Below are 11,705 nucleotides of genomic sequence, written 5' to 3'. Positions count from 1 at the left end.
TGAATCAACGCATCCAAAGACTCAAGCCACTCGGCCGTCTCCTCCGGATCACGATCAGGCAGCTGATTGGTCAACCCACTACGGATATGGGAATTCTCGTCTCCTGCAGCCACGTCCAACCTCTCTTAAAAGCTCTGTGTGCACCCACTGCTGTGGCGATGGGCGTGTACGCAACACTCTAGTCCGCCGCCGTGAGTAGTGCGTAGCCGGTGCCGCTCCATGAATGCCGCACCCGGCGGGTGCGCGCGGCAGGTGCGCGGATCCAGCCGGCCCCCTGTGTAATATGAATCACATTCGGCCTCCGGGGCGGAGTCAACTTTATTGCCCACGGCGGATAAGTGGAGGCAATATGGCCTCACCCCCTAGACTGGGGGATACCAACCAACCAACCAGCGCGCAGGCGTTGATCGCAGGAGGAAAAACGTGAGCGAGGCCGACGCCGGCACTGATGTTAAAGTCGCAGGCATTTTAGGGTTCAAGGATGACGATCTTGTCCAGGAACTCGGATACGACGACGACGTCGACTTTGGGCTACGCGACAGCATTGAGGAGCTCATTGGCTCCGAAATGTTCGACGAAGAGGACCACGACGTGGTTGATTCCGTCATCCTCTGGTGGCGGGCGGATGATGGTGACCTGGTCGATGCCCTGGTCGATTCCCTCACCACCCTTGATGAGGGCGGCGTCGTGTGGATCCTGACCCCCAAGCAGGGCCGCGAAGGTTACGTCCCGCCGTCGGACATTCAGGAAGCTGCACCCACGGCCGGCCTGCACGTCACCACCACCGCAGGTGTCAGCGCTGATTGGGCGGCCACCCGCTTGGTTCCCCGTAAGCGTCAGTAATGTTCGACGGCGGTCCGCGCCAGGTTCTGGCGGCCGGTGACCCGGCTCCCGACTTTTGCCTGCCAAACCAGTTTGGCGAGCCGGTGTCCCTTGCCGCCTTGCGGGGGACCGCCGTCGCCCTTGTCTTTTATCCCTTTGCCTTCTCCGCAACGTGCACTGCCGAGCTGGGGGAGCTCAGGGACCACAGGGAGCGTTTCGCGGCGGCCGGGGTGCGGCTGCTGGCAGTGTCCGCGGACAGCAAATACGCGCTGCGCAGCTACGCCGCTGCCGAGAATCTTGGCTTTGAGCTGCTGTCCGATTTTTGGCCCCACGGCGCCGTGGCACAAAGCTATGGGGTGCTGGATGAGGGGCGCGGCATGGCTCTGCGGAGCACTTTTTTGATTCGGGCCCAGGGCGGGATTGCCGATGTCTTCAGCAGCCCCACCGGCCAGGTCCGGCCGCTGGAACGTTACTGGCAGGCCTTGGAGCAGCTGTGAACATGGATAAGGCGCGGCCTTCGGCGGGTGGTGCCGGGACGGACCGGCCCGGCATTGGGGAAACGGGCTTTGCACAAAACCCCGCTGTGGGCGGGCTGGTCCTGCCGCCGAAGGAGATGGCAGTGGTGGACAGCATTGCTGCCATGCTCAAGGGCCGGCCCGTGGCGCTGCTCACCGGCGCCGGGCTCAGCACTGATTCCGGCATTCCGGACTACCGTGGCCCAGGATCGGCCCCGCGCAATCCGGTGACATACCAGGAGTTTATGAATGATGCGCCATTGCGCCGACGCTACTGGGCCAGAAACCACCTCGGGTGGGCCCATATGCGTCAGGCGGCGCCCAATGCCGGCCACTACGCCGTTGCTGCCTTGGAGCAGGCTGGACAACTGACAGGCATCATCACACAAAACGTGGACAGGCTCCATGAAAGCGCCGGCGCCCGCGAGGTTGTGGACCTGCATGGACGCTTTGACCAAATCGTCTGCATGAACTGCTCCACCACCTACTCCCGCGCGTTTCTGGCAGTGGTGCTTGAAGAGCTCAATCCCGGGTTCTTGGATGCCGTGGAGGCTGCGGGCGGGGTGGAGGCGGCCCCGGATGCCGACGCCGCGCTGGAAAGCGAACAGCTGATCAACAGTTTCAAGGTGGCCAAGTGTCCGCTGTGCGGCGGCCTGCTGAAGCCTGACTTTGTGTTTTTCGGTGAGAACGTGCCCAAGGACCGGGTGGAAAGGTCCTACGCCATGGTGGACGCGGCGCAGGTGCTGTTGGTGGCAGGATCGTCGTTGACGGTGATGAGCGGGCTGCGGTTTGTGAAAAAGGCCGCCAAGGACGGCAAGCCGGTCATTATCATCAACAGGGGCAAAACCCGCGGTGATGAGCAGGCAACCGTAAAACTTGAAGCCGGCGTTGGGGAGAGCTTAAGCCGCCTGGCGCAGCTGCTGGTTGACGATTGGCGCGATCACTAGGCATCGGGTACAGTGGTTTCTCGTTGGTCAGGCAAACAGCTGCAAAGTCTGTTGGCTTTGGGCAGTGCATGGGTCTTTAGCTCAGCTGGTAGAGCGCCACGTTTACACCGTGGATGTCATCGGTTCGATCCCGGTAGGACCCACCCAGAAAAACCCCGTCGTGGCAAGGCATTCCTTGATGCGGCGGGGTTTTTTGTGCTTTCTGGACAAGCAAACAGGGGAGATTTCAATGCATGGCATTTCCTTCACGGCCATTGATTTTGAAACGGCCAACAGCCACCGGGCCTCGTGGCTTATCAAACCGCCCTCTGGCCACGACAGGTTCCATCCCATCAATGTGGGCGTGCACGGCATTACTGCCGGGTAGGTGCGCACCATGCCCGAGTGGAGCCACAGCCACGGCGCCATGGTGGACTTCATTGGTGGCGACGCCCTGGTGGGACACAATGTCAGCTTTGAGAAATCCGTGATCACCAGGGCCAACGAGGTGTACGGACTGCCTGCCCCACCTTTGATTTTCACTGCACACTGCTTTTGGCGCGCAAACACCTGAAACTGCCCAGCTACAAGTTGTCCCACGTTGCCACGGCGTTGGGCTTGGCTGACTTCAAGCACCACGACGCCGGCGACGACGCCCTGGCCTGCGCCCATGTGGCCATTGCCCTGGCCCGCAGCACCCAACTTTTCAGCCTCGCCAGCTTGTGGCCCGTAGTGCCCGGGAGCGGTTTCCGCCATTCCGGTTCCGCGGGCCTTCTCCGCCGGCTGTCAGAGCTGCCTGCAGCCAACCGGGAGGCAAACCCCTATGGTCCGTTGTTTGGACAGACCATGGTGTTCAGCCGCGATGTGGAGGGGATGTCACGCGGGCAGGCACAGGATGCGGCCGCGGCAAGGGGCGCCACCCTTGCCAACAATGTGACGCGGAAGGTGTCCATGTTGGTGTGTGCCGATCCCGCCAGCGGCGCGCCAAGTGCAAAATTGCTGCGTGCACGCCAACTCGTGGCAGCCGGCCAGGACATTGAAATCATTGGTGGACCAGCCTTCAGGCGCCTGCTGGCTTTCAAGTAGCCGGACCCGGCAGCCGCCGGCGGCTGCCGGGCGAAGAAAAGGGACACGATCGGGGGCTGCCCTGGCGCCGGCGGGCGTGAAGGCGCCCTGGCCCTTAAACTAAGAGGTTCCCCGCCACAGCTATTGGGGGACGCTGTGGTGGGGAACCAATAAGAAAAATATATCCCGCCGACGCCGCCGATGCAAACTGACACACCGCGTTTCCAGATTGAACCCGGAAAGTCCGCAGCAGGGATTCGACCCGGACCAACTGTCCTCTTAAATTGGAGGACCCTCCACTGTGGCTATTGGGGGACGCCACAGTGGAAGGCCTGCAATGAATATACAGCTACTAATTTCTAAATACAAGGCCGGATGTTCTACCTCCGGTCCATTGCGAGATAAATCACAGCCAACCCTTTGGTGCCGGCGGGATCCAAAGCCCTGAATGGAGCGGTGCCATGAAGGCCTAGTAAAAATGCTGCGGATCAACCACGTGCAGCAGAGGTGCACCGGCGAGGAAGTGCTGCAGATTTTCAATGAACCGTTCGGTGATGAGCTGGTTCTCCGTGGCCCCCAATGCCGCCGAGTGCGGCGAGACAAGCACCCGGGGGTGCCCCCACAGGGCGCTGTCCGCCGGGAGGGGCTCCACGGCAAAAACATCCAGGCAGGCATAGCCCACCTGACCGTTGTCCAGGGCTGCCAGGAGGGCTGGTTCGTCAATGACGCTGCCCCTGCCCACATTGACCACCACCGTCCCGGGCTGCATGGCAGCAAAAACCTCCGCGCCAATGAGCCGCTCCGTGTCAGGGGTTCCCGGCAGGGTGTTGATCAATGCATCGGCCGTGCCGAGCAGGCGTGGCAGCTCGGCGGAAGGTGCCACCTCTTCAATGCCGGCAATGGGCCCCACCCGGTGCTTGGTGCCGCTGACGGTCATGCCCAGGGCGCGGGCCAGCCGGGCCGTCTCCAAACCAATTTCCCCCAAGCCGGCAATGACAATGTGGGATCCCTGGGCCATGCGTGTGGGGGTCCGCAGCTCCGGCCAGTGTTTGGCGCTTTGGTCCGCAGCCAGTTCAGGGACGCGTTTGAAGCCGCCCAGCAGTCCCAGCATGGCGAATTCGGCCAGCGGCAGCGCATGCACTCCCGCCGAGCTGGTCACGGCAATCCGGTCCAGGTCCTTGGCGGACAGCCGGGCGGCACGCACGGTTCCCCCGGCGCCTGATGCCATGGCCTGGATCCATTCCAGCTTGGGATTGGCGGCAATCCTGGCCAGGCCCGCGGCATTGTCATTGGGAAAGCCCAGGAGGATGTCAGCGCTCATGAGCATGTCCCAGTAACGCCTTTCCTGCTCCGGGGAGCGTTGAAAGCGGGGATCGCCTGCGTGATCGGCGGCAAAGCGCTCCGGTGGCAGCAGTTCCGGCTCATACAGGACAGTGATGCCGGGGCTGCTGGCGCGAATGGCTGCGATCAGCTCGGCCTGCAGCGGAACGGCAATGGCTATTGTGGGGTGCGTGACTGTCATGATGCCATCATAGGGAAGCCACCGCATGGGCCATCGCGCAAGGCCGGCCGCAGCCGCACCCGCCCGGTTTCACCTGTGCTGGCCATTGACTGCCGGGTGCGGCGGGGACGCGGTGTTCGAAGCATGGAATGCGCTGGGGAAGCGGCCCCGGCACCGATAAGCTGGTGGAAACTGTTTCATTCTCTTGGAGGTAGTATGTCTGCACAAACTGGCACTGCACAGATCGGCGTCACCGGACTGGCCGTCATGGGCGCCAACCTGGCCCGCAACCTGGCCCGCAACGGCTTTACGGTGGCCCTGCACAACCGCTCCGTGGAAAAAACCGAGGCCTTGCTGGCTGCCCACGGCTCCGAGGGCGAATTTGTCCGGACGGAAACCCTGGCTGAACTGGTCGATTCCCTGGAAAAGCCGCGCCGCGTGCTGATCATGGTCAAGGCCGGCGGTCCCGTCGATTCCGTCATTGACCAGCTGGTTCCGCTGCTGGAAGCCGGCGACATCGTCATTGATGGCGGCAACTCCCACTACCTCGACACCCGGCGCCGGGAAGCGGCACTGGCCGAAAAGGACCTGCATTTTGTCGGCGTCGGCGTCTCCGGCGGTGAGGAGGGCGCCCTCCTCGGGCCGTCCATCATGCCGGGAGGTTCCAAGGAATCCTACGACGCGCTGGGACCGTTGCTGGAAAAGATTTCCGCCAAGGTCGACGGCGAGCCCTGCTGCGCATGGATTGGCACCGACGGCGCCGGCCACTTTGTCAAGATGGTCCACAACGGCATTGAATACGCCGACATGCAGGTCATTGGCGAGGCGTACGATCTGTTGCGCAGCGCAGCCGGCATTGAGCCGGCCGAGCAGGCAAAAATCTTTGCCGAATGGAACGGGGGCCAGCTGGCCTCCTTCCTGATTGAAATCACGGCTGAGGTTTTGGGCCATGTGGACGCCAAGACCGGCAAGCCGCTGGTTGACGTCATTGTTGACTCGGCAGGCCAGAAGGGCACCGGCCGCTGGACGGTGCAGTCGGGCCTGGATCTGGGTTCGCCCATTTCGGCCATTGCCGAGTCCGTCTTTGCCCGCGGACTGTCCTCCCAGCGCGATCAGCGTGCCATTGGCCAGGACGTTCTGGCCGGCCACGAGGTTGCCGTGGATCTCGGGGCCGACTTCGTCGAAGACGTCCGCCAGGCCCTTTACGCCTCCAAGCTCATCAGCTACGCGCAGGGCATTGACATGCTCACCAGTGCCGCCGCGGAATACAACTGGGATCTGAAGCTTGATGAGATTGCTTCGCTGTGGCGCGGCGGCTGCATCATCCGCGCCGAGCTGCTCAAGGACATCACCAAGGCCTACGCGGCTGCTGACAAGCCGGCGAACCTGCTCTTCGCCCCGGCGTTCGCGGCCGAAATTGCCGAGGTCCTCCCGGCCTGGCGCCGTGTTGTCTCCACTGCCGTGCAGCTGGGCATCCCCGTGCCCGTGTTCTCCTCCTCGCTGGCCTACTACGACGGCCTGCGCCGCCCGCGCCTGCCCGCCGCTCTGACGCAGGGGCTGCGCGACCTCTTCGGCGCCCACACCTACAGCCGCGTGGACACCGAAGGGACCTTCCACACCCAGTGGAGCGGCGACAAGAGCGAGATTGCCGCCGTCGACACCCACTAGCACCAGGCCCGGAAACGACGTCGGCCAGCCTCCTTTGAAGAAAAGGAGGCTGGCCGACGCCGTTGGCTGGGGTGTGTGGGGGAGGCTAGATCCACATGGCCGGATCAATGTATTCGGCCGGGTCCACGGCAGGGGCCATTTCCCGGCGCGAGTCGCGGTGGCGCACACTGGCCGGGATGCCCGTGAGGATGGAGCTGGCGGGGGCGTCCTTGACCACCACGGCATTGGCGCCAATGGCCGAATCGTCACCAATGTGGATGGGTCCCAGGACCTTGGCTCCGGCTCCGATGGTGACGCGGTTGCCAATGGTGGGGTGGCGTTTGGTTTTGGCCAGGGAGCGTCCGCCGAGGGTGACGCCGTGGTAGATCATCACGTCGTCCCCAATTTCGCTGGTCTCTCCAATGACCACGCCCATGCCGTGGTCAATGAAGAAGCGCCGGCCAATGCTGGCACCGGGGTGGATTTCAATGCCGGTGGCAAAGCGCGTCAGCTGGGACAGGACGCGGGCGGGAAAGCGCAGGCCCGCGTTGTTCCACATTTTGTGGGTCAGCCGGTGCATCCAAATGGCGTGCAGACCGGAATAGACGAAGAAATTTTCCGCGGAGCCACGCGCGGCCGGGTCATGCGACCGGGCATGTTCGAGGTCTTCCTGCATCCTGGCGAAAAATCCCACAGACTTCTTTCCTTTGGCCCCCGCGGTGCGGGTGGGCGGTGAATTCCAGCAACAGTCAACCTTAGACCAGCACCCGCACCGCGGGGCCATCCCCGTGATGCGGGCCCGGTGCCCATGCCGGCTGACTTCAGCCCGGGTGGTCCGGCAGCTCAGCCCCGGATGTCGTCGTACAGTGCGGTGGAGATGTAGCGTTCGCCAAAGTCGCACACAATGGCCACAATGAGCTTGCCGGCGTTCTCCGGACGTTTGGCCAGTTCCAGTGCGGCCCACACAATGGCTCCTGAAGAGATGCCGCCCAAAATGCCTTCCTGGTTGCCCAGCGCACGGGCCACCGCCACGGAATCCTCCAGCGTGGCATCCATGACCTCGTCGTAGATGGCGCGGTCCAGGTTTTCCGGGATGAAGTTGGCGCCCAGACCCTGGATTTTGTGCGGGCCGGGGGCGCCGCCATTGAGAATGGGGGAATCGCTGGGCTCCACAGCCACCACCTGGATGTTGGGGTTGCGCTTCTTCAGCAGCCCCCCGGCCCCGGTGATGGTGCCGCCGGTGCCAACGCCGGCAACGAAGATGTCCACGGCGCCGTCGGTGTCCTCCCAGATTTCCTCGCCCGTGGTGAGGCGGTGGATCTCGGGGTTGGCCTTGTTGGCGAACTGCTGGGCCCAGATGGCGTTTTCGGTGGAGGCAACAATCTGCTGGGCACGGTCCACTGCGCCCCGCATGCCTTCAGAGCCGGGTGTGAGCACAATTTCGGCGCCGTAGGCGCGCAGCATCACGCGGCGTTCGGTGGACATGGTCTCCGGCATGGTCAAAATGACCTTGTAGCCGCGGGCCGCGCCCACCATGGCTAAAGCAATGCCGGTGTTGCCGGAGGTGCCTTCCACAATGGTGCCGCCGGGCTTCAGCGCCCCGGCAGCCTCCGCGGCATCAATGATGGCCACGCCAATCCGGTCCTTGACGCTGTTGGCTGGGTTGTAAAACTCCAGCTTTACCGCCACCGTGGCATCCAGGCCCTCCGTGAGCCGGTTCAGGCGCACCAGGGGCGTGCCGCCAACCAGCTGCGTGACGTTGTCATAAATCCGTGCCATGAGGGGTCCTTAGCTTCATAAATCGAGGAGTTAAAGCACAGCGGGAGCAGGCTGCGCCCGGGCATATGCGCCAGCTTAACTGTGCAGCGCCACGCGGTTCTAGGCCGTGAGCCACTTCGCGTAATGTTTTCTCACTTTGGCTATTTTAGGGTTGATAATGACCTGGCAGTAACCCACCTCGGGGCGCTGGGCGTAAAAGTCCTGGTGGTCCTGCTCCGCCACATACAGGGTTCCCAAAGGAGACACCTCGGTCACGATGGGGTCGGCCCACAGCTCCTGGTTCCGGGCAATGGCGGCGTCAAACTCCGCCTTTTCCGCGTCGGTGCGGTAATACATGACCGAACGGTACTGGGTGCCGACGTCGTACCCCTGACGGTTCAAGGTGGTGGGATCGTGCTGGATGAAGAACATGTCCAAAATGGTCTCCGCCGGGATGACGTTTTCATCAAAGGTCACCGACACCACCTCCGCGTGTCCCGTCATGCCGGTGCAGATCTGCTCGTAGCTGGGGTTGGGCAGGGCGCCGCCGGAATATCCGGAGACCACCGATTCCACGCCGCGGGTCATTTGATACACGGCATCGAGGCACCAAAAGCACCCGCCGCCCAATACAAAAGTCTTCATGGTAGCTATAAGTCAACTGCCGCTGCTGGCATTCCCGGATCCGGGCACCGCATTTTCCCCTCCAAAGCCGCCACCGCCTCCCGTTTCAACATTGCCCGCCCATGCCGGGCCGTGCGCACACCAGGGACGCGCCCGCCAGTAAGGTAGGAACATGAGTAAGGATTCAAATTTTCCTGCGTACGACGACGACCCCGGGTTGGCCGCCGAAGCGGATGACAGCTTGGACGGTTTGGCTCAAGACGCAGCCACACCGGCTGGCAGCGGCGCCGGCGGCGACGCCGTCCAGGTCAGCGGCGCCGGGGCCGCCGGGGAGGAACATCTGCAGCTGGAAACACCCGCGCTCTCGGATGTGCTCGTGGCCGTTGAGGAGCTCTGGCCGGAGTCCCTGGCCGAGGACTGGGACCGGGTGGGGCTCGTGGTGGGGCGTCCCGAAGCGGAAGTGGACAGGATCATGTTCGCTGTGGACCCCACCCTGGAGGTCATTGATGAGGCCTTGGAGTGGGGCGCCAAGCTGCTGGTGACCCACCACCCGCTGCTGCTCAAGGGCGTCAATTCCGTGGCCGCCACCTCCGGCAAGGGACGCGCCATTCACCGTCTCATTGAAGGCGGCTGCGCGCTGCTCACCGTGCACACCAATGGTGACAGCGCCGTGGGGGGCGTCTCCGACGTTCTGGCCGATGCCATTGGACTGAACGAGGTGCGCCCGCTCATGCCGGCCAGGCACGGCCTGGTGGAGGAGGGAATTGGCCGGGTGGGCCTGCTGCCGGAGGCGGAAAAGCTTGGTGATCTTGCCGCGCGGATCTTCCTGCAGCTGCCGGCCGTGGCCGGGGGAGTGCGGGTGGCGGGAAACAAGGACGCCCTGGTGCGCAAGGTGGCCGTGTGCGGCGGCGCCGGTGACAGCCTGTTCGACGCCGTCCGCGCCAGTGACGCCGATGTGTACGTCACGGCCGACCTGCGCCACCATCCGGCGTCGGAAGCCCGTGAACTGCGGGCAGACGGGAAACCGCAGCTCATTGACCTTTCACACTTCGCCAGTGAATGGCTGTGGCTGCCGGCCGCGGCGGAGGCGCTGGGCACCGTGCTCTCGGATCAGGGTTTTGAGGCCGAACTTGCAGTCAGTCAGCTCAACACGGACCCGTGGGACTTCATTTTGACCCCCAACAACTAGGCTTGGCGCAGGAAACCACCGCATCAACGGCAGCAGGAGAACATAAATGGCTAAGGCAGCACCGGGCGAGCAAATGCGTTTGCTGGACCTGCAAGTACTGGACGGCAGGCTCCGCGGACTCGATGTGCAGGCCAAGGCGTTGAAGGACGACCCGCGGCTGCCGGACCTGCACGCCGGAGTCACGGTGGCCAAGAGCGACCTGGTGGTCCTTGACACCGCCGTCAGTGACGCCCAACGCGCCCTGACCAAGGCCGAAGACGATGTGGCCGCCGTGGTGGCCCGCATTGAACGGGACGAGGCGCGGCTCAACAGTGGCACCGGACTGTCCAAGGACCTGGTGGCTTTGCAAAGCGAAATTGAATCGTTGACCAAGCGCCGCGGGGACCTGGCGGACACCGAGCTGGTGGCCATGGAGGCCCTGGAGGACGTCACGGCCAAGCAGGCCGCGCAGCGTGAACTGGTGGCCAATATGCAATCGGTGCTCGATGGGGTGCTCGATGAGGTGCGCAGCAAGCTGGGCGCCTTGAAGATGGAGCGCGATGCCACCTTGGCCGAACGTGCCGCGCTGGCCGCCACCTTTGCCCCGGAACTGCTGAGCGTTTACGATCGCGCCTTGAACAAGTACGGTGTGGGCGCCGCCCGCCTGTTCCACGGAAAATCCGAAGGTTCCGGGATGCAGCTCAGCGCCGGAGACTTGGCCGACATTAAAAAGGCCAGCCCCGAGTCAATAGTCTTTTGCCCGGATTCGGGCGCCATTTTAATCCGCTCGGAGCAGTGGGGCTAGAGGATCCGCAGTCAGCCCGGCAGGATGATGTTCAGCGCATGTGCCTTGCGCGCTGTTCCTTCGACCAGCTCCACCACCCACTTTTCACCGGCGGCGCCCGCAAGCTGGGCCGGGGTCTGGGGCGCCTTGCCCGGGCGGGTGATCAGGTGCCGGGCCAGTTCGCCGCGGGTATGTTTGGCGAAGTGCGAGACCACTTTGCGGACACCGTGGCGTTCGGTGAAGACATTGATGGCGACCGTGCGCGTGGGATCTGGAACCCATGCCGCGGCGTAGCTGCTGGAGCGGCAATCCACCAGCAGGTGCCCCTGTGCATGCGGGGCCACGGCCGCTGTGAGATGTGGCTTCCAAAAACTGGCCAGCTTGCCCAGTCCGGGCAGCTTCACTGACATGGAGAGCCTGTAGGCCGGGATGCTGTCGGCGAATGCGACGGCCCCCCACAGCCCCGAGATGACCAGGACGGCGGCGTCGGCCTTGCGCTGCTGCGGCTTCGAGAGGCTGTGGTAGCCCAGAGCGTCGAACAGGACGCCCGTGTAAATGCTGTGTGCCGGGGCGGCGGGCTCATGGGCCAGGCGGGTGTTCCGGCTGACCTCATGGACCAGTGTGGCGCCCACACCCAATTGATCCAGCGCGTCATCCTGCGCCGAGACCTGTGCCAACGCACTGGCCACGTCCTGGCGCGCCTGCGTCAGGGCCGGGAAGCTGAGTGTGGACAAGTCAACGGGGGTCCCGGCGTCGGCGGGGGTTTTGCCTTCGGACGGGGGGAGCAGAATAAGCACCACAAGAGCTTATAGCCTGCACGGGCCAAGTCAGCTTGGGCCAAAACCGCCATATACCGGTCTAGTGACGCGTCCCACTGGATTCGCTGGGAGGCCAA

The 11,705-nt window shown here is 63.7% G+C and carries 14 protein-coding genes and 1 tRNA gene; 10 read left to right on the top strand and 5 right to left on the bottom strand.

The window, feature by feature from the left end; genetic code table 11:
* Positions 1 to 423: 423 nt before the first annotated feature.
* The 7 genes from ACFUCV_RS03095 (at position 424) to ACFUCV_RS03065 (ending at position 3,349) form a co-directional block, all read left to right on the top strand.
* On the top strand, positions 424 to 843 hold the full coding sequence (locus ACFUCV_RS03095) for a DUF3052 domain-containing protein (RefSeq protein WP_380811893.1): 420 nt from the start codon (positions 424 to 426) through the stop codon (positions 841 to 843).
* Complete coding sequence (locus ACFUCV_RS03090; protein ID WP_380811891.1) at positions 843 to 1,319, top strand: redoxin domain-containing protein; 477 nt, start codon at positions 843 to 845, stop codon at positions 1,317 to 1,319. Before ACFUCV_RS03095 ends, ACFUCV_RS03090 begins: the two co-directional genes overlap by 1 nt.
* 2 nt (positions 1,320 to 1,321) lie before the next feature.
* Positions 1,322 to 2,284, top strand: a complete 963-nt coding sequence (locus ACFUCV_RS03085) for an NAD-dependent protein deacetylase (RefSeq protein WP_380811917.1) — start codon at positions 1,322 to 1,324, stop codon at positions 2,282 to 2,284.
* Positions 2,285 to 2,354: 70 nt separating this feature from the next.
* Positions 2,355 to 2,427 (top strand) — tRNA-Val (locus ACFUCV_RS03080).
* An 86-nt stretch (positions 2,428 to 2,513) separates the two neighbouring features.
* Positions 2,514 to 2,651 carry a hypothetical protein gene (locus ACFUCV_RS03075; protein ID WP_380811889.1) on the top strand — a complete coding sequence of 46 codons (138 nt, stop codon included), beginning with the start codon at positions 2,514 to 2,516 and terminating at the stop codon, positions 2,649 to 2,651.
* A 9-nt stretch (positions 2,652 to 2,660) separates the two neighbouring features.
* Positions 2,661 to 2,837, top strand: a complete 177-nt coding sequence (locus ACFUCV_RS03070; protein WP_380811887.1) for a hypothetical protein — start codon at positions 2,661 to 2,663, stop codon at positions 2,835 to 2,837.
* Positions 2,819 to 3,349 carry a hypothetical protein gene (locus ACFUCV_RS03065; RefSeq protein ID WP_380811885.1) on the top strand — a complete coding sequence of 177 codons (531 nt, stop codon included), beginning with the start codon at positions 2,819 to 2,821 and terminating at the stop codon, positions 3,347 to 3,349. The genes ACFUCV_RS03070 and ACFUCV_RS03065 overlap by 19 nt, the downstream gene beginning before the upstream one ends.
* Positions 3,350 to 3,797: 448 nt before the next feature.
* Here ACFUCV_RS03065 and ACFUCV_RS03060 read toward each other — a convergent pair whose 3' ends face one another.
* Entirely contained in the window at positions 3,798 to 4,850 is a 1,053-nt protein-coding gene (locus ACFUCV_RS03060) for a D-2-hydroxyacid dehydrogenase (RefSeq protein WP_380811883.1), read from the bottom strand.
* A gap of 195 nt (positions 4,851 to 5,045) precedes the next feature.
* Here ACFUCV_RS03060 and gndA point away from each other — a divergent pair, with 195 nt between their 5' ends.
* Positions 5,046 to 6,497, top strand: coding sequence for an NADP-dependent phosphogluconate dehydrogenase (gene gndA / locus ACFUCV_RS03055; RefSeq protein WP_380811881.1), 1,452 nt, complete (start codon positions 5,046 to 5,048; stop codon positions 6,495 to 6,497).
* Positions 6,498 to 6,582: 85 nt separating this feature from the next.
* On the opposite strand, the gene epsC is transcribed toward gndA, so the two are convergent.
* The 3 genes from epsC to msrA all read right to left on the bottom strand — a co-directional run bounded on the left by epsC (position 6,583) and on the right by msrA (position 8,879).
* A complete protein-coding gene (epsC, locus tag ACFUCV_RS03050; protein ID WP_380811879.1) occupies positions 6,583 to 7,170 on the bottom strand; it encodes a serine O-acetyltransferase EpsC in 588 nt (195 codons plus the stop codon).
* A 149-nt stretch (positions 7,171 to 7,319) separates the two neighbouring features.
* Positions 7,320 to 8,255, bottom strand: a complete 936-nt coding sequence (gene cysK / locus ACFUCV_RS03045) for a cysteine synthase A (protein WP_380811876.1) — start codon at positions 8,253 to 8,255, stop codon at positions 7,320 to 7,322.
* A 99-nt stretch (positions 8,256 to 8,354) separates the two neighbouring features.
* Positions 8,355 to 8,879, bottom strand: coding sequence for a peptide-methionine (S)-S-oxide reductase MsrA (gene msrA / locus ACFUCV_RS03040; protein ID WP_380811874.1), 525 nt, complete (start codon positions 8,877 to 8,879; stop codon positions 8,355 to 8,357).
* Between the two features lie 151 nt (positions 8,880 to 9,030).
* Here msrA and ACFUCV_RS03035 point away from each other — a divergent pair, with 151 nt between their 5' ends.
* Together ACFUCV_RS03035 and ACFUCV_RS03030 are read left to right on the top strand one after the other, a co-directional pair.
* Positions 9,031 to 10,047 carry a Nif3-like dinuclear metal center hexameric protein gene (locus ACFUCV_RS03035; RefSeq protein WP_380811872.1) on the top strand — a complete coding sequence of 339 codons (1,017 nt, stop codon included), beginning with the start codon at positions 9,031 to 9,033 and terminating at the stop codon, positions 10,045 to 10,047.
* Positions 10,048 to 10,093: 46 nt separating this feature from the next.
* Positions 10,094 to 10,831 carry a zinc ribbon domain-containing protein gene (locus tag ACFUCV_RS03030; RefSeq protein WP_380811870.1) on the top strand — a complete coding sequence of 246 codons (738 nt, stop codon included), beginning with the start codon at positions 10,094 to 10,096 and terminating at the stop codon, positions 10,829 to 10,831.
* Between the two features lie 11 nt (positions 10,832 to 10,842).
* Here the strand turns inward: ACFUCV_RS03030 and ACFUCV_RS03025 are convergent, their stop codons facing one another.
* Positions 10,843 to 11,607: a YaaA family protein gene (locus ACFUCV_RS03025; RefSeq protein ID WP_380811868.1), complete on the bottom strand. Its 765-nt coding sequence runs from the start codon at positions 11,605 to 11,607 to the stop codon at positions 10,843 to 10,845.
* Positions 11,608 to 11,705 lie beyond the last annotated feature (98 nt).

The organism is Specibacter sp. NPDC057265, assembly GCF_042668835.1.
In the GTDB taxonomy this organism is placed as follows: Bacteria; Actinomycetota; Actinomycetes; order Actinomycetales; family Micrococcaceae; genus Specibacter.
This window is presented reverse-complemented; position numbering and strand designations above follow the sequence as displayed.